The organism is Sphingomicrobium aestuariivivum (genome assembly GCF_024721585.1).
Lineage (GTDB): Bacteria > Pseudomonadota > Alphaproteobacteria > Sphingomonadales > Sphingomonadaceae > Sphingomicrobium > Sphingomicrobium aestuariivivum.
Map to the genome: position 1 here is coordinate 152,265 of NZ_CP102629.1, position 18,083 is coordinate 170,347.

Annotated in this window: 16 protein-coding genes and 1 pseudogene; 11 read left to right on the plus strand and 6 right to left on the minus strand. The window is 65.8% G+C overall.

The window, feature by feature from the left end:
- Positions 1-64: 64 nt before the first annotated feature.
- A pseudogene (mtgA, locus tag NUW81_RS00715) lies at positions 65-733 on the minus strand (monofunctional biosynthetic peptidoglycan transglycosylase); the annotation flags it as partial.
- Positions 734-785: 52 nt separating this feature from the next.
- Here mtgA and alaS point away from each other — a divergent pair.
- Complete coding sequence (alaS, locus tag NUW81_RS00720; protein ID WP_245109288.1) at positions 786-3,440, plus strand: alanine--tRNA ligase; 2,655 nt, start codon at positions 786-788, stop codon at positions 3,438-3,440.
- A gap of 55 nt (positions 3,441-3,495) precedes the next feature.
- Here alaS and NUW81_RS00725 read toward each other — a convergent pair whose 3' ends face one another.
- From NUW81_RS00725 to NUW81_RS00740, 4 genes are all read right to left on the minus strand, one after another.
- Positions 3,496-5,244 carry a cation:proton antiporter domain-containing protein gene (locus tag NUW81_RS00725; protein ID WP_245109291.1) on the minus strand — a complete coding sequence of 583 codons (1,749 nt, stop codon included), beginning with the start codon at positions 5,242-5,244 and terminating at the stop codon, positions 3,496-3,498.
- A 141-nt stretch (positions 5,245-5,385) separates the two neighbouring features.
- Positions 5,386-6,150, minus strand: a complete 765-nt coding sequence (locus tag NUW81_RS00730) for a hypothetical protein (RefSeq protein WP_245109293.1) — start codon at positions 6,148-6,150, stop codon at positions 5,386-5,388.
- 83 nt (positions 6,151-6,233) lie between these two features.
- A complete protein-coding gene (locus tag NUW81_RS00735; RefSeq protein ID WP_245109296.1) occupies positions 6,234-7,844 on the minus strand; it encodes a bifunctional GNAT family N-acetyltransferase/carbon-nitrogen hydrolase family protein in 1,611 nt (536 codons plus the stop codon).
- Between the two features lie 26 nt (positions 7,845-7,870).
- Positions 7,871-9,091, minus strand: a complete 1,221-nt coding sequence (locus NUW81_RS00740) for an NADP-dependent isocitrate dehydrogenase (RefSeq protein ID WP_245109298.1) — start codon at positions 9,089-9,091, stop codon at positions 7,871-7,873.
- A 137-nt stretch (positions 9,092-9,228) separates the two neighbouring features.
- On the opposite strand from NUW81_RS00740, the gene NUW81_RS00745 reads away from it, so the two are divergent.
- Positions 9,229-9,972, plus strand: a complete 744-nt coding sequence (locus tag NUW81_RS00745; protein ID WP_245109300.1) for a phosphatidylserine decarboxylase — start codon at positions 9,229-9,231, stop codon at positions 9,970-9,972.
- Positions 9,969-10,769, plus strand: coding sequence for a CDP-alcohol phosphatidyltransferase family protein (locus NUW81_RS00750; protein WP_260508514.1), 801 nt, complete (start codon positions 9,969-9,971; stop codon positions 10,767-10,769). The genes NUW81_RS00745 and NUW81_RS00750 overlap by 4 nt, the downstream gene beginning before the upstream one ends.
- Here NUW81_RS00750 and NUW81_RS00755 read toward each other — a convergent pair.
- Positions 10,708-10,917: a hypothetical protein gene (locus tag NUW81_RS00755; protein WP_245109303.1), complete on the minus strand. Its 210-nt coding sequence runs from the start codon at positions 10,915-10,917 to the stop codon at positions 10,708-10,710. The genes NUW81_RS00750 and NUW81_RS00755 overlap by 62 nt on opposite strands.
- 270 nt (positions 10,918-11,187) lie before the next feature.
- Here NUW81_RS00755 and rpsB point away from each other — a divergent pair, with 270 nt between their 5' ends.
- The 8 genes from rpsB (at position 11,188) to rseP (ending at position 18,029) form a co-directional block, all read left to right on the plus strand.
- Positions 11,188-11,940, plus strand: coding sequence for a 30S ribosomal protein S2 (gene rpsB / locus NUW81_RS00760; protein WP_245109306.1), 753 nt, complete (start codon positions 11,188-11,190; stop codon positions 11,938-11,940).
- A gap of 110 nt (positions 11,941-12,050) precedes the next feature.
- Positions 12,051-12,971, plus strand: coding sequence for a translation elongation factor Ts (tsf, locus tag NUW81_RS00765; RefSeq protein ID WP_245109308.1), 921 nt, complete (start codon positions 12,051-12,053; stop codon positions 12,969-12,971).
- Between the two features lie 133 nt (positions 12,972-13,104).
- Positions 13,105-13,827, plus strand: coding sequence for a UMP kinase (gene pyrH, locus NUW81_RS00770; RefSeq protein WP_245109310.1), 723 nt, complete (start codon positions 13,105-13,107; stop codon positions 13,825-13,827).
- A gap of 3 nt (positions 13,828-13,830) precedes the next feature.
- On the plus strand, positions 13,831-14,388 hold the full coding sequence (gene frr / locus NUW81_RS00775; protein WP_245109313.1) for a ribosome recycling factor: 558 nt from the start codon (positions 13,831-13,833) through the stop codon (positions 14,386-14,388).
- Entirely contained in the window at positions 14,385-15,128 is a 744-nt protein-coding gene (gene uppS, locus NUW81_RS00780; protein ID WP_260508515.1) for a polyprenyl diphosphate synthase, read from the plus strand. The genes frr and uppS overlap by 4 nt, the downstream gene beginning before the upstream one ends.
- Positions 15,125-15,757: a phosphatidate cytidylyltransferase gene (locus NUW81_RS00785; RefSeq protein ID WP_245109316.1), complete on the plus strand. Its 633-nt coding sequence runs from the start codon at positions 15,125-15,127 to the stop codon at positions 15,755-15,757. Before uppS ends, NUW81_RS00785 begins: the two co-directional genes overlap by 4 nt.
- Positions 15,748-16,911: a 1-deoxy-D-xylulose-5-phosphate reductoisomerase gene (locus NUW81_RS00790; RefSeq protein ID WP_245109318.1), complete on the plus strand. Its 1,164-nt coding sequence runs from the start codon at positions 15,748-15,750 to the stop codon at positions 16,909-16,911. The genes NUW81_RS00785 and NUW81_RS00790 overlap by 10 nt, the downstream gene beginning before the upstream one ends.
- Entirely contained in the window at positions 16,911-18,029 is a 1,119-nt protein-coding gene (gene rseP, locus NUW81_RS00795) for an RIP metalloprotease RseP (RefSeq protein WP_245109322.1), read from the plus strand. The genes NUW81_RS00790 and rseP overlap by 1 nt, the downstream gene beginning before the upstream one ends.
- The last annotated feature ends 54 nt before the right edge of the window (positions 18,030-18,083 follow it).

The following is an 18,083-nucleotide window of genomic DNA, read 5'->3' on the forward strand; positions in this document are numbered from 1 at the left end:
GCACCGGCGCGGGATCGGGTTGCGGCTGTTCGGGCGTTTCCTGGTTCACGGGCGCACTTCCTTCCTCATAGACGCAGGCATCGAGACCATCGCGCTCGATCGTCCCGATGCGCGCGGCGATCGTACTGCCATAACGCGCGGTGAACCCGGTCGGGTTGCGTCCGGGGCGTTCTTTCGGCAGCGGCAGCACCGCCGCGATCGCCGCCGCCTCGCGCCGCGTAAGGTTCGAGGCGTCCTTGTCGAAATAGCGTTTGGAACCCTCGGTCACGCCGTAAGTGCCGATCCCCGTCTCGGCGACATTGAGATAGACCTCCATGATCCGGCGCTTCCCCCACATCTTCTCGATGAGGAAGGTGTAATAGGCCTCCAGCCCCTTTCGGAAATAGCCGCCGCCCTGCCACAGGAAGACGTTTTTCGCGGTCTGCTGCGAGATCGTCGAGCCGCCGCGGATGCGGCCGCCCTTGGCATTCTCCTGCCGCGCTTTTTCGATCGCTTCCCAGTCGAAGCCGTCATGGGCGCAGAACTTGGCATCCTCGGCGGCGATCACCGCACGCACCATGTCGCGGTCGATGCGCTCCAGTGGCTCCCAGTCGCGGGTGATGCCATGCTCGTCGGACAGCATGGTCACGGTCCAGTAGGGCGGGATCCAGCGATAGGATAGGACGAGCGCGATGCTGGCGATGAAGAGCATCAGCCCGATCCACAGCAGCCATTTGCCGATCTTGCGTATCATCCTGCCCCTCTTAATCCTTGCCGCACCGCACCAACATGCATAGATCGGCGCCATGACCTCGACCAACGATATTCGCCGCAGCTTCCTCGACTATTTCGAAGCGCAGGGCCACGAAAAGGTGCCGAGCGCGCCGCTCGTTCCGCACAACGATCCCACGCTGATGTTCGTCAACGCCGGCATGGTGCCCTTCAAGAATGTGTTTACGGGCCTCGAGAGCCGCGACTATTCGACCGCGACAAGCAGCCAGAAGTGCGTGCGCGCCGGCGGCAAGCATAACGACCTCGACAATGTCGGCTATACCGCGCGCCACCATACCTTCTTCGAAATGCTCGGGAATTTCTCGTTCGGCGATTATTTCAAGGAGCAGGCGATCACCCATGCGTGGACGCTGTTGACGAAGGAATGGGGCCTTCCCGCCGACAAGCTCACCGCGACCGTCTATCACACCGATGACGAGGCGTTCGACCTGTGGCGCAAGATTTCGGGCCTTCCCGAAGAGCGCATCATCCGCATCGCCACCAAAGACAATTTCTGGGCGATGGGCTCGGACGGTCCGTGCGGGCCGTGCAGCGAAATCTTCTACGACCATGGCGAGCATATCTTCGGTGGCCCCCCGGGCAGCCCCGACGAGGATGGCGACCGTTTCGTCGAGATCTGGAATCTCGTCTTCATGCAGCACATGCAGGCGAGCGACGAGATCGTCGGCGACCTGCCCAACAAGTCGATCGACACCGGCATGGGCCTCGAGCGCATCGCCGCGGTGATGCAGGGCGTGCATGACAATTACGACATCGACCTGTTCAAGGCGCTGATTGCCGCGTCGGAAGAGCTGACGAAGACCGACAGCGAGGGCGAACGTCAGGCGAGCCACCGCGTGATCGCCGATCACCTGCGCTCGTCCAGCTTCCTCATCGCCGACGGCGTGCTGCCCGCCAACGAGGGCCGCGGCTATGTCCTTCGCCGCATCATGCGCCGCGCCATGCGCCATGCGCATATCCTCGGCGCGCATGACCCGCTGATGCACCGCCTCGTGCCCGAACTCGTCAGCGAGATGGGCGGGGCCTTCCCCGAACTGGTCCGTGCACAGGCACTGATCGAGCAGACGCTCGAGGCCGAGGAAGTGCGCTTCCGCCGGACGCTGGCCAACGGCCTCAAGCTGCTCGACGAAGCCAAGTCGGGCATGGGCGAGGGCGAGAAGCTGTCGGGCGAGACCGCCTTCAAGCTCTACGACACCTATGGCTTCCCCTACGATCTCACCGAGGACGCGCTGCGCCGCGAAGGCCTCGGGGTGGACCGCGAGGGCTTCGATGCCGCCATGGCCAAGCAGAAGGAAGCCGCGCGCGCCGCCTGGAAAGGCTCGGGCGCCCAGGCTTCCGAGGAAGTCTGGTTCGACCTTGCCGACAAGAATGGCGCGACCGAATTCACCGGCTACACCGCCACCAGCGGTGAAGGCGTGGTGCAGGCCATCGTCAAGGATGGCGCGGTCGTCGACAGCGCGTCCGAGGGCGAGGACGTCCAGATCCTTCTCAACCAGACGCCTTTCTATGGCGAGAGCGGCGGGCAGGTCGGCGATGCCGGCCAACTCAGCACCAACGAGGGCTTCCTCGCCATCGTCGAGGACACCGCCAAGCCGCTCGGCAAGCTTCACGCCCTGCGCGCGAAGATCGCCAAGGGGTCGGTCAAGGTCGGCGACACGCTCCACCAGGAAGTCGATGACGGTCGCCGCGACCGCGTCCGGGCCAACCACTCGGCCACCCACCTCGTCCATGCCGCGCTGCGCGGCATCCTCGGCGAACATGTCACGCAGAAGGGTAGCCTCGTGGCGCCCGACCGCCTGCGCTTCGACTTCGCCCATCCCAATGCGCTGACCGCCGACGAGATCGCCGCCATCGAGGCCGAGGTGAACGAGGAAATCCGCGCCAACGAGAGCGTCGGCACCCAGCTCATGGCTCCCGACGAGGCGGTCGAGGCGGGCGCGCTGGCGCTGTTCGGCGAAAAATATGGCGACGAGGTCCGCGTCCTGTCGATGGGCCGCAAGACGGATCGGCACTATTCGGTCGAACTGTGTGGCGGGACCCATGTCCGCGCTACCGGGGATATCCAGCTGTTCAAGATCATCTCGGAAAGCGCGGTCTCGTCGGGCGTTCGCCGCATCGAGGCGCTGACCGGCGAGGCAGCCCGCCAGTGGCTCCTGGACCGCGATGCCAAGCTGCGCTCTGCGGCGGCGAGCCTCAAGGCGGCGCCCGACGAAGTGCCGGCCCGCATTGCCGCGCTGGTCGAGAATGCCCGCAAGCTGGAAAAGGAACTGGCCGAGGCCAAGAAGGCGCTCGCCATGGGCAGCGGCGCTGCTGGCGGCGATGCCGGTCCCGAAGACGTCGGCGGGGTGAAATTCCTCGGCAAGTCGGTCGAGGGATTGGAGCCCAAGGAATTGCGTCCGACCATCGACGAGATGAAGGGCCAACTCGGCTCGGGCGTCGCGGCGCTGGTCGCGGTCAATGACGGCCGCGCCTCGGTCGCGGTCGGGGTGACCGACGACCTCAAGGGTGACATCAGCGCGGTCGACATGGTCCGCGCCGCGGTCGAGAAGCTCGGCGGCAAGGGCGGCGGTGGCCGTCCCGACATGGCGCAGGGCGGCGGTCCCGACGGCGACAAGGCGGACGAAGCGCTCGCCGCGGTCAAGGAAACGCTGGCCAGCGTCTCGGCCTAGGCGACTACAGTCCTGAGAAGGAGCGGGGCCCCGGCAGCGATGCCGGGGCCCTTTCCTATTCGCGTCTCTTGCCGAGGCTCGGTTCGGCGTCGAGCCCGCCGTCCTGCATGATCCGCTCGCGCAGCACGCTGCGCTTCTCGTGGATCGAGGCGATGACGGGGCCCATCGCCAGGCCGATGTCGACGAGCACGGCTTCGGATAGCTGGAGCGAGGCCTCGAGCGCTTCGGGCACGGCGTCGGTGACGCCGGCCTTGTAGAGCTTGGCGGCATGCTCGCTGTCGCGGGCACGGGCGATGATCGGCAGGTCCGGATGGTCCTTGCGGATCGCCTGCGTCAGCCGCGCGGTGAGGACGGGATCGTCCATCGTCAGCACGAGCGCGGCGGCATGGCCGAGTTTGAGCTTCTCGAGGATGTCGGGGCGGGCGACGTCGCCATAGAGGACGGTATAGCCCTGCGTGCGGTGGAGCCGGACGGCGTCGATGTCATTCTCGACCGCGAGATAGGGGCGGTCATGCTCGGTCAGCATCTCGGCGATCATCTGGCCGACGCGGCCGAAGCCGAAAATGACCGTGCGGCCCTTGGCGGGATCCTCCTCGAGCTCGATGGCCGAGGCGTCCTTCTCGACGCGGCGGCCAGCGAAGCGGCCGAGGTCGGCGAGGAAGGGGGTGATGGTGAGGCCCAAGGCGGTGACCGCCGACCAGAAGCTGACCGTGTCCATCGCCAGCACGCCCGCCGTGCCGGCAGCGCCGAGCAGGATGAGGGTCGTCTCGGACGGGCTCGCCATGAGGATACCGGTCTCGGCGGCAACGCCGCGCCGCGCGCCGGCAACGCGGAGGAGAAAGCCGGTCACCAGCGCCTTCACACCGATCACGCTTGCCAGCCCGGTGATGAGGAGCGGCCATTGCTGGAGGATTTCGGGCACGTCGATGAGCATGCCGATCGAGATCAGGAAGACGCCGAGGCCGAGGCCCCGGAGCGGTGCCATCACCACCTCCACTTCCGAATGATATTCGGTCTCGGCGATCAGCATGCCGGCGAGCAGCGCGCCCATGATCGGCGACAGGCCCGCGACCGAGGTGGCGACGGCGGCAAGGATCACGGTGAGCAGCGAAATGGCGAAGAAGCCCTCGGGGCTCTTGGCGCGCGCCGCCTGGGCGAAGAGGGCGGGGAGCGCGAAGCGGCCGACGAGGAGGATGCCGAAAACGGCGATGGCACCGCTGATGAGGACGGCGCGGAGGCCGTCGACATCGGCGCCGCCGACGGTGCCGAAGACGAACAGCATGGGGACGAGCGCCACATCCTCGAACAGGAGCATCGCCAGCGCGGCGCGTCCGACGGGACTTTGCGTACCCGAGATGGGCAGCACCAGCGCGGTCGAGGACATGGCGAGCGCGAGCCCGAGGGCGGCGGCGCTCTTCATTTCCCAGCCGATGAAGAAGAGCAGCACCGCGCCGAAGATCGAGGCAGTGATGATGAGCTCGGCCGCACCGATGCCGAACACCATGCGTCTCAAGGTCCAGAGGCGCTTGAAGCTGAGTTCGAGGCCGATGGCGAAGAGCAGGAGGATGACGCCGAAGTCGGCGAAGGGCCGGATCGCCTCGGGATCGTCGATGGTGAAATGCCGAAGCCAGCGCACCTCGCCCGACAGCGCACCGAGCGCGAAGGGGCCGGTGACGATGCCGACGAGGATGAAACCGATGACGGGGTTGATCTTGAAGCGGGCAAAGGCGGGGATGACGATCCCCGCCGCACCGAGGATCACCAGCGCATCGCCTAGCCCGTCGAGATGGAGTTCGCCTGCCATCAGGCGCTTGTGCCGGAGGCACGGCGTGCTGTCACCAGCCCCGTGCCGTTGGATCGATTTCGAACAGTGTCCACTTTGTCCACTTCGGGAACTTTCCGCCTGTCGAGGGTGCGTTTCGCGCCCAGTGTGGCAGGCGAATTCCTATTGTGCCAGCGCCGGTTCGCGTGGAGCGGAATAGTTGACGGTGATGATCTCCTCGTCGCCGAGATCGCGCAGATGCACGGGCATGCGATAGGCCATCCGGTCCTCGGCGATGGCGAGCGGTTCGTCCGAGCCGCTCAGTGAGACACTCTCGATCGGTTCTCCGGTCGAGCGCATGAAGTTCACGCGGCTCGAGTTGCAGCCGCCGACGGCGCCGAGCACGAGGCGCGTGCCGATTCCCATGTCATTATCGGTAAAGGCCAGCATCACGCGGCACCACAGCCGCGCATCGCCGAGACGGTGACGTTCCTCGCTGCCGCCGGGCGAGAAGAGCATCGGGCGGATGCGGAGCGATTTTTTAAGGCGGTTCGCCGTCAGGTCGTGCTTGCGCTCGAGGATGCGGTCATGCGGGAGGGTGAAGGTGCCATCGGGGGCGATGACCAGCGGCACCCGCTCGCCCGAGCGACGTTCGACGAGTTCCAGCGCCATGTCGCTGGCGGGATCATGATCGACGACCTGCCAGTAGAAACGCGCCTGCGGCGCATATCGCTCATGATGCTTCTCGAAGGTCCGCACCGCGTCGCGCAGCCGGTCGCTGTCGAGGCGGAAGGGCTTGCCGGTCATACCAACGATGACGATGTCGGCCTCGGCATTGGCCTCGGCAGTGGCGCTACCATCCTGCGCGGCCAGCGGAGCGGGTGCCACAAGCATCACGGCAGGCGCCGTCATGAGGAGTAGTGCCAGCCTTGCGTCGCTCGTCTTCATCGCAATTCCCCCGGAAAACTGCCGCCTGTGTCGGCATCGCGAGGTGAACGGTGATTGAACGGGAGGCCGCGCCGTGCGCAGGGTCAGCCGCCGCCGGCCTTGCCGGTGCCGATAGGTTCGGCGCGGGGCTTTTCGGGCGGGTGCGAATGCTGGGTGTCCCATTTGATGTCGTAGAGGTCGAAGCGGCGGTCGGCGAGGTTGCGGACCGTGCCTTCGGCGCGCGCCCATGACAGGTCGGCGAGGTTTACGTCGCTGATCGTCAGCGTCTCGACATTCTCGGTCGCCTCGGCCGCGATCCCGTCACGGGCGAAGGGGAAATCGCAGGGGGTAAGGATGCAGCTCTGCGCGTACTGGATGTCCATGTTGTGGACGTTGGGCAGGTTGCCGACATTGCCCGATAGGACGACGAAACACTGGTTCTCGATGGCGCGGGCCTGCGCGCAATAGCGCACGCGCAGGTACCCCTGGCGGCTGTCGGTGCAGAAGGGCACGAAGATGATGCGCGCGCCTTCGTCGACCAAGCGGCGGGCGAGTTCGGGAAATTCGCTGTCGTAGCAGATGAGCACGCCGATCGGACCGCAGTCGGTCGGGATGGTATCGATGCTGTCGCCGCCCTTGATGTTCCACCAGTAGCGCTCGTTGGGCGTGGGGTGGATCTTCTCCTGTTCGTGGACCGCGCCGTCGCGAAGGCAGACGAAGGCGACATTCTGGATGTCGCCATCGGCGGTGCGGGTGGGGTGCGAGCCGCCGATGATGTTGATGTTGTAGCGCATCGCCATGTCGGTCAGCGCCTCGCGGATGCGCGGCGTATATTCGCTGAGCTTCTCGATGGCTTCCTTCGCGCTCAACTCCTTTTCCTCAGGGCTGAGGAGCATGAGGGTAAAGAGTTCGGGGAAGAGGACGAAATCGGCCTCGTAATCGGAGGCGACCTCGGTGAAGTAGCGGATGTTGTCGATGAACTCGTCGAAATCCTTCACTGCGCGGGCCTGCAGCTGGCAGGTAGCGATGCGCACGCTCTCGACGCCGCGGGGAAGGCGGAATTTCTTGGGCTCGTCGCGGTCGACATAGGGGTTGCGCCAGACCATGTGGACGGCGTGGCCCATCGAGGCGCTGTCTTCGCGGAGGTACGCCTTGAGGATGCCGTGGGGCTCGAAGCCGTTGGCGAGCTGGAAACGGATGACCGGATCCATGATCTCGCCGGCGACGACCTTGTCGAGATAGTCCTGCGGGCCGGTGACCTTCTTGCGGTTGCGGCGATAGCGGGGGATGCGGCCGCCGAAGGCGATGCCCGACAGTTCGAGCTCCTCGGCAAGCTTGCGGCGTTCCTCGTAGAGGCGGCGGCCGATGCGGGTGCCGCGGGCCTTGCTGTCGACCACCATCTCGTAGCCGTAGAGCCAGTCGCCAGTGGGATCGTGGCGGGCGCCATAGCCGCCACCGGTGATCTCGCGCCATGTGTGATGGCCGAGGGCGAGGCGTTCGGACAGGCGCATCGAGGCGCAGTATCCGACGATCTTGTCGTCGAGCACGGCGACGAAGCAGCCGCGTGGGAAATTGTTGATCTGGCCGCGGATCTCGCTCGTCGTATAGGGGACGAAGTCCTTGTAGGCGCGGGCGGCGAGATCGACGATGCCGGGAATGTCCGCGAGGCGGGCCTCGCGGACATTCAACCGGGCTTTGGCTTTCTGGTTAGGCATAAGGACGCTTACGCCTCAGCCGCTGGTTAGCTCCAGCTTTTCATGCGTTCTTCGAAATTCTGGACGATGGCCTCGAAGAACTGCTCGGTGGTCATCCAGCTCTGGTCGGGACCGATGAGGATCGCGAGATCCTTGGTCATCTGGCCGCCCTCGACGGTCTTGATGATGACGTCCTCGAGCGTCTCGGCGAAGCGGACGACATCGGGCGTGTCGTCGAACTTGCCGCGATACATGAGGCCGCGGGTCCAGGCGAAGATCGAGGCAATCGGGTTGGTCGAGGTGGCGCGACCTTCCTGGTGCTGGCGATAGTGGCGGGTGACGGTGCCGTGCGCGGCTTCGGCCTCGACGGTCTTGCCGTCGGGCGTCATCAGGACCGAGGTCATGAGGCCGAGCGAGCCGAAGCCCTGCGCGACCGTGTCCGACTGCACATCGCCGTCATAGTTCTTGCAGGCCCAGATGAACTTGCCATTCCACTTCAGCGCCGAGGCGACCATGTCGTCGATCAGGCGATGCTGATATTCGATGCCGGCCTTGTCGAACTTGTCGGCGAATTCGGCGTCGAACACTTCCTGGAACAGGTCCTTGAAGCGGCCGTCATAGGCCTTGAGGATGGTGTTCTTGGTCGACAGGTACACCGGCCATTTGCGGTCGAGGCCGTAGTTGAAGCAGGCGCGGGCGAAGTCGCGGATGCTGTCGTCATGGTTGTACATGCCCATGGCCACGCCCGAGGACGGGAACTGGTGGACTTCCTTCTCGATGACTTCGCCGTCCTCGCCGACAAACTTCATCGTCAGCGTGCCGGGGCCGGGGACGAGGAAGTCGGTGGCGCGATACTGGTCGCCGAAGGCATGACGGCCGACGACGATGGGGTCGGTCCAGCCCGGCACGAGGCGCGGGACATTGTCGATGACGATGGGCTCGCGGAAGACGACGCCGCCGAGGATGTTGCGGATGGTGCCGTTGGGCGAGCGCCACATCTTCTTGAGGTCGAACTCCTCGACGCGCTGCTCGTCGGGGGTGATGGTCGCGCATTTCACGCCGACGCCATATTTCTTGATGGCATTGGCGGCATCGACGGTGATCTGGTCTTCGGTCTCGTCGCGCTTGGTCACCGACAGGTCGTAATATTTGAGGTCGATGTCGAGATAGGGAAGGATCAGCCGTTCGCGGATCCACTTCCAGATGATTTGGGTCATTTCATCGCCATCGAGCTCGACGACGGGGTTCTTGACCTTGATCTTCTGCATGGGAGCTCCTGTTGGATATGCGTCAATGGATTTGGCGCTGCACTAAGGCGCTATCCGCCAATAGGCAACCGCGCCCGATGTTCAGGCATTGATGACGGGATTGTTTCGGTGAGGAATCGGCCCTAGGGGACCTTCGCATGGCAGAAATCGAAAATCCCGACAGCCAGCTGACCGCGGTCAAGTGGCGTTTTCCCGAAGTGCACCCCGAGGGGCGCAAGTTCGTCTTCATCTCAGGCGCGATCACGCTCCTGTTCTTCCTGCTCGACGGCTGGTTCTGGGACGTCATCGCCTGGCTGTTCGTCGGGCTGACCGTCTGGGTCGCGGCCTTCTTCCGCGATCCGGTGCGCACCGCGCCGACCGATCCGGCGCTTGTCATCTCGCCCGCCGACGGACTCGTTACCATGATCAAGAAGGGGCCGCCGCCGCCCGAACTGACGGGCGAGGGGCTGCTGCCCGCGGGCGACTATACCCGCGTCTCGATCTTCATGAGCGTGTTCGACGTCCACATCAATCGCTCGCCCATCGCGGGGCGGATCGCCAAGATCGCCTATGTGCCGGGCAAGTTCCTCAACGCCGATCTCGACAAAGCGAGCGAGGATAACGAGCGCAACCACATCCTCGTCGCGCGCGAGGACGGGGTCCAGATCGGCTTCACGCAGATCGCGGGCCTCGTGGCGCGCCGCATTCTCACCCATGTCGAGGAGGGCGACATCGTCGACAAGGGCGAGCGCGTCGGCCTCATCCGCTTCGGCAGCCGCGTCGATGTCTACCTGCCCGAGGGCACCGGCTCGAACGTGCTGCTCGGCCAGCGCACCATCGCGGGCGAGACCGTGCTGGCGCGGCTCGGTACCGACATCGCGCTCGAGGGCCGCGCCCAGTGAGCAGGGGCGGGCTGCCGTTTCGCGCGCTCGCGCCCAACGCCATCACCGCGATGGCGCTGTGCTTCGGGCTGACCGGTGTCCGCTATGCGATCAGTGCGGCGGGCGTCGGGCCGATCGCCCATTGGGAAATCGCGATGGCGTGCATCGTCATCGCGGGCGTCCTCGACGGCATGGATGGTCGCATCGCCCGCCTGCTGCGCGCGCAATCCAAATTCGGCGCCGAACTCGACAGCCTGTCGGACAATATCGCCTTCGGGGTGGCGCCCGCGCTCATCCTGTTCCTGTGGAGCCTGCAATATGCGCCGCGCTTCGGCTGGATCGCCGCGCTCGCGCTGGCGGTGTGCTGCGCGCTCCGGCTCGCGCGTTTCAACGCGCGGATCGATGCCGACGAGCAGCCGCACAAGTCGGCGGGCTTCCTGACCGGTGTTCCGGCGCCCGCAGGGGCGGGGCTTGCCTTCACGCCCATCTATCTGTGGCTGGTGACGGGCGAGGAGCTGTTCCGCCACTGGGGCCTTGTCATGGTGTGGACGCTGTTCATCGCGCTGTTGATGATTTCCAACGTGGCGACCTACAGCTGGTCCTCGCTCCGGTTGAAGCCGGGCCACCGCATCTTCGCGCTGGCGATGGTCGGGCTGCTCGCGGCGGCGCTGATCACCAATCCCTGGTTCACGCTGCTGGTCATCTGCGCGGGCTATCTGATGTTGGTCCCGTTCAGCATGGCTGCCTACGGGCGGGTCAAGCGGCGGCGGCGAGCGTCCGCCGATGCTGGCGACGCGGTGTCTGGCTCGTCCAGCTGACCGTCACGACGCGGGCGGGCGGCGCGGCCACCGGGCGGCTGCGGCCCGCCAGCGCTTCCATGATCTTGCCACCCTCGGCCTCGGCGACCTGGCGGGCGATGAAGCCCAGCGCGGTGATGAGAAGGACGAAGAAGAGTCCGGTGATCATGGCGTTTCCCCTGTAGCCTCGATGGAGCCTGGAGTATCGTTCCCGCTCCGTTCTCATCACTAGATCACCTTTTGTTCCGCGCCTGTCAATCCCATTCGGTCACTTTTTGTTCTCATTCCGGCGGGGTCGCAGCACAGGCCGTGGGATAGGGGCTTGATCGGGTGGGACTTTTCGACTAGTTCGCGCCCCATCTCGCAGGCGGGACCACCATACCGGTGCTCTTCGAGAGTGACAGGACCCGCCGTGGCACAACCGGATAGGAGAAGAGATATGACGGCACCTGTCGTCACGATGCAGCAGCTGCTTGAAGCCGGATCGCATTTCGGCCACCAGACCCACCGTTGGAACCCGCGCATGAAGCCGTATATCTTCGGCGCGCGCAACGGCGTCCACATCATCGACCTGTCGCAGAGCGTTCCGCTGTTCGCTCGCGCGCTGGACTTCGTCAAGGCGACCACCGAGCGCGGTGGCAAGGTGCTGTTCGTCGGCACCAAGCGCCAGGCGTCGGATCCGGTGGCGGAAGCGGCGGCCTCGTGCGGCCAGCACTATGTCAACCACCGCTGGCTCGGCGGCATGCTGACCAACTGGAAGACCATCTCGAACTCGATCAAGCGCTTCAAGAGCCTTGAAGAGAAGCTGTCGGGCGACACCGCCGGCCTCACCAAGAAGGAAGTCCTCCAGCTCACCCGCGAACGCGACAAGCTCGAAAAGAGCCTCGGCGGCATCCGCGACATGGGTGGCCTTCCCGACGTGATGTTCGTTGTCGACACCAACAAGGAAGACCTCGCCATCAAGGAAGCCAACGTGCTTGGCATCCCCGTGATCGCGATCCTCGACTCGAACTCGGACCCGAACGGCATCGCCTTCCCGGTTCCGGGCAACGATGACGCCAGCCGCGCCATCCGCCTCTACTGCGACGCCGTCGCTGCCGCCGCCAATGCCGGCCGCGGTGAAGAGGTCGCCAACAGCGGCGTCGACGTCGGTGCGATGGAAAATCCGCCGGTCGAGAACGCGACCGCGTAACAAATTCGTCGCTGGCGGGCGCTAGTCCCGCCGGCGACCGACATTCTCGGGGGAGGGGCCGGCATCGCCGATCCTTCCCCCTTGCTACACATACTGAAAGGACCACTCCCATGGCCGTTACCGCCGCCCAGGTGAAAGAACTTCGCGACCGCACCAATGCGGGCATGATGGACTGCAAGAAGGCGCTCGCCGAGACCAATGGCGACATGGAAGCCGCGGTCGACTGGCTGCGCACCAAGGGTCTTGCCGCCGCCGCCAAGAAGTCGGGCCGCACCGCCGCCGAAGGCCTCGTCGGCGTCGCCGTCGACGGCACCAAGGGTGCGGTCATCGAAGTCAACTCGGAAACCGACTTCGTCGCCAAGAACGAAACCTTCCAGGCGTTCGTCAAGGACGTCGCCGAGCTGGCGCTGGGCGCCGAGGGCGACATCGAAGCCGTCAAGGGCATGACCTATCCGGGCGGTGGCACCGTCGAGGAAAAGCTGACGGGCAACATCGCCACCATCGGCGAGAACCAGTCGCTGCGCCGCACCGCCACCGTGTCGGTCCCGCAGGGCGCCGTCGTCAGCTACGTCCACAACGCCGCGGCCCCCGGCCTCGGCAAGATCGGCGTGCTGGTCGCGCTCGAGAGCGCTGCCGACACCGCGACCCTCGAAGGTCTCGGCAAGCAGATCGCCATGCACATCGCCGCGGCCAACCCGCTGGCGCTGACGGCCGACGATCTCGACCCCGAGATGATCGCGCGCGAGCGTGAGATCGCCAAGGCCAAGGCGATGGAATCGGGCAAGCCCGAAAACATCGCCGAGAAGATGGTCGAAGGCTCGATCAAGAAGTTCGCCAAGGAAAATGCGCTGCTGAGCCAGGTCTTCGTGATGGACAACAAGACCCCGATCGCCGACGTCGTCGCCGCTGCCGGCAAGGAAGCGGGCAACGAGATCAAGCTCGTCGCTTTCGAGCGCTTCCAGCTCGGCGAAGGCATCGAGAAGGAAGAATCGGACTTCGCGGCGGAAGTCGCTGCGGCTGCCGGCCAGTAAGCGCCAGCATCCGAACCTCATGAGAAGGGCGGGGGGCTTCAAGGCTTCCCGCCCTTTTTCATGCCCGTAAACACTTGGCTTGGGGGGATACGCCCCTTAAGAGCCTACCCCGACACGCCCTCAAGGAGTTCCCATGGCCCGCCCCAAATTCAACCGCATCCTCCTCAAGCTTTCCGGCGAGGTGCTGATGGGGAAAGGGCAGTTCGGCATCGATCCCGAGACCACCAGCCGCGTGGCGGGCGAGATCAGGCGCGCCAAGGAAAAGGGCTATGAGCTGTGCATCGTGGTCGGCGGCGGCAACATCTTCCGTGGCATCGCGGGCGCCGCGCAGGGCATCGACCGTGCCAGCGCCGATTACATGGGCATGCTCGCCACCGTGATGAACGCGCTCGCCATGCAGAATGCTCTGGAGCAGATCGGCGTCGATACCCGCGTCCAGTCGGCGATCCCGATGGCCAGCGTGTGCGAGCCCTATATCCGCCGCCGCGCCGTGCGCCACATGGAAAAGGGCCGCGTGGTGATCTTTGCAGCCGGCACCGGCAGCCCCTTCTTCACCACCGACACCACCGCCGCGCTGCGGGCGGCCGAGATGAACTGCGATGCGCTGTTCAAGGGCACCAGTGTCGACGGCGTCTATGATGCCGACCCCAAGAAGGTCGAAGGCGCGACGCGCTATGACAGCCTTTCTTTCAACCGCGTCCTTGCCGACAATTTGCGCGTCATGGACGCTTCGGCGGTGGCGCTGTGCCGCGACAACAATATTCCGATCGTCGTCTTCAACATCCGTGACGAGGGCAACCTGACGCAGGTGCTCGACGGTGGCGGGACCGCGACGATCGTCCAGAACGAGGAGTAGAAGATGGCAGAATATGACAAGGGCGACATCGCCCGCCGCATGGACGGGGCGGTCGAAAGCCTCAAGAGTGATCTCGTCGGCCTGCGCACCGGCCGCGCCTCGACGGCGCTGCTCGATCCGGTGCAGGTCGAGGTCTATGGCGCCAAGATGCCGATCAACCAGGTCGCGACCGTGTCGGTCCCCGAACCGCGCCTCGTCTCGGTGCAGGTGTGGGACAAGTCGAACATCGGCAATGTCGAGAAGGCGATCCGCGCCGCCGGCCTGGGCGTGAACCCGATCGTCGACGGCCAGCTCATCCGCCTGCCGCTTCCCGACCTTACCGAGGAGCGCCGCAAGGAACTCGCCAAGCTGGTCGGCCAATATGCCGAGAAGGCCAAGATCGCGGTCCGCAACGTGCGCCGCGACGGCAATGACGCCATCAAGGCCGACGAGAAGTCGGGCGAATTCGGCGAGGACGAGCGCAAGCGTCACGAGACCGAGGTCCAGAAGCTGACCGACGACAAGATCGCCGAGATCGACAAGGTTGCCGCCGACAAGGAAGCGGAAATCCTCAAGCAGTGAGCGCTGGCGCACCCGGAACCGGCGAGACGGTGGCGGGTGAAGCCGCCGTCCCGCGTCACGTCGCCATCATCATGGATGGCAACGGGCGCTGGGCCAAGCGCAAGGGGCTGCCGCGCGTGGCCGGCCACCGCGAGGGCGCGGAGGCCGTGCGCCGCACGCTCAAGGCGGCGGTGGAGGCGGGAGTCGAATGCCTCACCCTCTATGCCTTTTCCTCCGAGAACTGGCGGCGCAGCGAGGAGGAGGTCACCGACCTCAAGGGCCTCATGCGCTTCTATCTCGAGCGTGAACTCGAGGAGCTGGCGCGCGAGGGCGTGAAGCTGCGCTTCATCGGCGAGCCCTCGGCCTTCGGGCCCGACCTGTGGGAGCGGCTCCAGCTGGCCGCGGCGAAGACCGCGGACAATGACAAGCTCATCCTCAATGTCGCGCTCAACTATGGCAGCCAGCAGGAGCTGGCGCGGGCAGCGCAGATCCTCGCGCAGGAAGTAGCCGACGGGGTGATCACGCCCGAGGATATCAGCGTCGAGAAGATGGGCGAGGTCCTGCAGACCGCCGAATTGCCCCCGCTCGACCTTCTCATCCGCACCTCGGGCGAGGTGCGGCTTTCCAACTTCCTCCTGTGGCAATCGGCCTATGCCGAGCTGATCTTCCTTGACCTGCTCTGGCCCGATTTCGACAAGGAGGCATTCAACGAGGCGTTGTCGCAGTTCGCGGGGCGCCAGCGCAGGTTCGGGGGCCGATGAACGAACTTACCGTCAGGAGCATCGCGGGGGTGGCGATGATCGCCATCACGCTCGCCACCGCCTGGGTCGGCGGCATGGTCTTCGCCGTCTTCGTCGCCGCGCTGGCGACGGCGGTCTATTGGGAATGGTCGCGCATCGTCACCGGCTGGAACATCGGCTGGAAGATCGCGGGCTTTTTCTACTGCCTCGTGCCGGCACTCGCGCTCCTTTGGATCCGCGACCGCTACGAATTCGGCTTCGACCTCCTCGTCTGGGTCTTCATCGTGACCTGGGCGACCGATATCGGCGGCTATGCCTTCGGCAAGACGTGGGGCCGGAACAAGCTGGCGCCCACCATCAGCCCCAACAAGACGTGGGAAGGCCTGATCGGCGGGATGGTCGCGGCGGGCATCCTCGGCGGGCTGTGGGCGCTGTCGCGCGGGCTCGACCCGATGCTCTACTGGCTCGGCGCGCCGATGGCGGTGGCCGCGCAGATGGGCGACCTGTTCGAGAGCGGCATGAAGCGGCGTGCCGGCGTCAAGGACAGCGGCAACCTCCTGCCGGGGCATGGCGGGGTGTTCGACCGCGTCGATGGGCTTCTGGTGGTGGCGACAGCGGTAGGCCTTGCCGTGTATATGGGATGGTTGTGAGCAAACGGATTGCGATTCTCGGTGCCACCGGTTCGGTCGGCTCCTCCACCCTCGATCTTGTCGAAGCCGACAGGGACGCCTTCCACGTCGTGGCGGTCACCGCGGCTTCCAATGTCGACAAGCTGGCGCAGATCGCACGGCGCACGGGCGCCAAGCGCGCGGTCATTGCCGACCCCGCGCTGAAAGCCGCGCTCGAGACGGCGCTCGAGGGTAGCGATTGTTCGGCGGAGGCGGGCGAGGCGGCGCTGTGCGACGTGGCGCGCGATGCCGATCTCGTGATGGGCGCGATCGTCGGGACGGCGGGATTGCGGCCCGTGATGGCGGCGCTGGAGGCCGGAGTGACGGTCGGGCTCGCCAACAAGGAAAGCCTCGTCTCGGCGGGCGAACTGATGATGGGCGCGGCCAAGCGGGCCGGCGCCACAATCCTGCCGGTCGACAGCGAACATAATGCGATTTTCCAGTGCCTTGGCGATGGTCATTGCGACCATGTCGAGCGGCTGATCCTGACCGCGAGCGGCGGGCCCTTCCGAACCCTTTCGGCCGCCGAGATGGCGGTGAAGACGCCCGCGCAGGCTGTCGCCCATCCCAATTGGTCGATGGGCGCCAAGATCTCGGTCGACAGCGCGACCATGATGAACAAGGGCCTCGAGCTGATCGAGGCGCATCACCTGTTCGGGCTGCCGTCGCAGCAGATCGACATCGTCGTCCACCCGCAATCGGTGGTGCATAGCTGCGTGGAATATAAGGACGGCTCGATCCTCGCGCAGATGGGGCCGAGCGATATGCGCGTGCCCATCGCCCATTGCCTCGCCTGGCCCGGGCGGATGGAGACGCGCATCGAACGGCTCGACCTGCCGACCATCGCGCGGCTCGATTTCGAGGCGCCCGATCCGGTGCGCTTCCCCGCGCTGCGGCTGGCCCGCGAGGCGCTCGAGGCGGGCGGAAGCGCGGCGGCACGGATGAACGCGGCCAACGAGGTGGCGGTGGCCGCCTTCCTCGACCATCGCATCGGTTTTGCCGACATCGCGGCGACCGTCGAGGCGGTGATGGCGGACGGCGACAATGCGCTGCCCGGCTCGATCGAGGAATTGCTCGAGGTCGATGCGCGCGCCCGTGCGCTGGCGGCCGAGCGCGTCGGACGGGTGGCGGCCTGATGCTCGAACAGCCCTCGCTCCTCTTCATCATCCTAGCGTTCATCGCGGTCCTCGGGCCGCTCGTCTTCTTTCACGAGCTCGGCCATTATGGCGTGGCGCGCCTGTTCGGCATCAAGTCGGAGGCCTTTTCGATCGGCTTCGGGCGCGAGATCCTCGGCTGGAACGACAAGCGCGGGACACGCTGGAAGATCGGCTGGATGCCCTTGGGTGGCTATGTCCGCTTCGCGGGCGATGCCGATGCCGCGAGCCGGCCCGAGAAGGGCGACAGCGACCCCGACCATTTCCAGAACCGGCCGGTATGGCAGCGCTTCCTCGTGGTGCTCGCGGGGCCGATGGCCAACTTCCTTCTCGCCATCCTGATCTTCGCCGCCTTCTTCATGACGATCGGCACGCTGCGCGCGCCCGAAGCCGTGGTCGGCGGGGTGCAGCCGGGTAGCCCGGCGGCCGAGATCGGGCTCGAGGAAGGCGATCGCATCCTGTCGGTCGACGGGCGCGAAACCGAGGATTTCAACGCCATCACGCGGATCGTCCTCCTGCGCCCCGGCGCCGAGGTGCCGATCCGGATCGAGCGCGACGGCGCGGTGCAGGAACTCGAGGTCGCGCTCGCGGAATCGGTCGAGACCGACGCCTACGGACAGGAACATCGCATCGGCCGCCTCGGTATCAGCCAGGAGCTGGGCGAGCGCGAGACGATGGGGCCACTGACCGCGCTGGCCGCGGCGGTGGGCCGCGTCTGGATGATCCTCGACTGGATGGTCGACGGCCTCGCGCAGATCATTTTCGGCACGCTGTCGGTCGACCAGCTGGGCGGGCCGGTGAAGATGGCGCAGGTGTCGGGACAGCAGGCCGCATTGGGCTGGGAGGCGGCCGTCGGGCTGGCGGCACTCATTTCGATTAATCTCGGCTTCATCAACCTCTTGCCAATCCCGATGCTCGATGGCGGGCACTTGCTGTTCTACACCATCGAAGCCATCCGGCGGCGCCCCGTGAGCGAGGCGGCGCAGGAATGGGCGTTCCGGGGAGGGCTGGCGCTACTGGCCATGTTCTTCCTGTTCGTCACGCTGAACGACCTCGCCTCGATCGGGCTGGTCGAACGGATTGGGCGCTTGATTGGATAGGCCGACTAGGGCAGTCAGGCGCAAATGGTTCACCACGGCGACCTCTCGGGGGCG

What these genes read in the sequence shown, in the direction of transcription:
- alaS (WP_245109288.1), top strand. Translation starts at nt 786, where the DNA reads ATGACCTCGACCAACGATATTCGCCGCAGCTTCCTCGACTATTTCGAA.
- NUW81_RS00725 (WP_245109291.1), bottom strand. Translation starts at nt 5,244, where the DNA reads ATGGCAGGCGAACTCCATCTCGACGGGCTAGGCGATGCGCTGGTGATC.
- NUW81_RS00730 (WP_245109293.1), bottom strand. Translation starts at nt 6,150, where the DNA reads ATGAAGACGAGCGACGCAAGGCTGGCACTACTCCTCATGACGGCGCCT.
- NUW81_RS00735 (WP_245109296.1), bottom strand. Translation starts at nt 7,844, where the DNA reads ATGCCTAACCAGAAAGCCAAAGCCCGGTTGAATGTCCGCGAGGCCCGC.
- NUW81_RS00740 (WP_245109298.1), bottom strand. Translation starts at nt 9,091, where the DNA reads ATGCAGAAGATCAAGGTCAAGAACCCCGTCGTCGAGCTCGATGGCGAT.
- NUW81_RS00745 (WP_245109300.1), top strand. Translation starts at nt 9,229, where the DNA reads ATGGCAGAAATCGAAAATCCCGACAGCCAGCTGACCGCGGTCAAGTGG.
- NUW81_RS00755 (WP_245109303.1), bottom strand. Translation starts at nt 10,917, where the DNA reads ATGATCACCGGACTCTTCTTCGTCCTTCTCATCACCGCGCTGGGCTTC.
- rpsB (WP_245109306.1), top strand. Translation starts at nt 11,188, where the DNA reads ATGACGGCACCTGTCGTCACGATGCAGCAGCTGCTTGAAGCCGGATCG.
- tsf (WP_245109308.1), top strand. Translation starts at nt 12,051, where the DNA reads ATGGCCGTTACCGCCGCCCAGGTGAAAGAACTTCGCGACCGCACCAAT.
- pyrH (WP_245109310.1), top strand. Translation starts at nt 13,105, where the DNA reads ATGGCCCGCCCCAAATTCAACCGCATCCTCCTCAAGCTTTCCGGCGAG.
- frr (WP_245109313.1), top strand. Translation starts at nt 13,831, where the DNA reads ATGGCAGAATATGACAAGGGCGACATCGCCCGCCGCATGGACGGGGCG.
- NUW81_RS00785 (WP_245109316.1), top strand. Translation starts at nt 15,125, where the DNA reads ATGAACGAACTTACCGTCAGGAGCATCGCGGGGGTGGCGATGATCGCC.
- NUW81_RS00790 (WP_245109318.1), top strand. Translation starts at nt 15,748, where the DNA reads ATGGTTGTGAGCAAACGGATTGCGATTCTCGGTGCCACCGGTTCGGTC.
- rseP (WP_245109322.1), top strand. Translation starts at nt 16,911, where the DNA reads ATGCTCGAACAGCCCTCGCTCCTCTTCATCATCCTAGCGTTCATCGCG.